Here is an 803-nt window from a genome sequence, read left to right on the forward strand (position 1 = left end):
GCTTCGTGATTGAAAACGACGACGGTTGGGATGCAGGGCCTGATTATGATCCTCGACAACGCCCTTGGTTTATCGCAGCCAAAAACAAAGGCGATTTGGTGGTTACCGACCCTTATGTTGATGCTTCATCTAAGAATGTGATCATCTCTGTTGGTACGCCAGTAAAACAAAACGGTCAGTTCTTAGCGGGCATGTTTTACGACCTAGAGCTAACTACCCTTTCCGACCTAGTTAACCAAGTGAACCTGTTTGATGCTGGTTACTTGTTCTTAGTCACTGACGATGGCACGACGATTGCGCACCCGCAAAGTAAGTACAACGGTGAAAAGCTCAATAGCTACCTACCGCAAGTTGACTTAAATAAGGCGACTCAACACATCGAAGTTGATAACAATCCTTACATGGTTAGCCTTACTCATATCCCAAGTGAGAACTGGTACGTGGGTGCAATCATTGATGAAACGGCAGCTTACTCAGTGGTTGGAGAGCTACGTAATAGCGCGATCATTTACTCAATCATCGCTGTACTTGCTTCAGTTATCGCATTAACACTTCTGATCAGAACCCTAATGCGCCCGCTAGATACACTAAACACGGCAATTAAAGACGTCGCATCTGGCAAAGGTGATTTAACGCAACGCCTAGAAACTGACACCGATCAGGAGTTTTCTGAGCTAGCGAAAAACTTCAACACCTTCATGGAAAATCTTCAGCAGCAGATCATTGAATCGAAATCTATCTCTGATCAGATTCTTACTGGTACTCAAATCACGGCAGAAGGCGCCCGCGACTCCGCTGGTGCC

General features: G+C 45.8%; 1 protein-coding gene. It reads left to right on the plus strand.

Annotated elements, in window-relative coordinates; all coding sequences use genetic code 11:
* The coding region (locus R7Q46_RS26295; protein WP_318078101.1) for a methyl-accepting chemotaxis protein at positions 1-803 on the plus strand (803 nt) is incomplete at both ends.

This window comes from Vibrio sp. 811, from assembly GCF_033339195.1.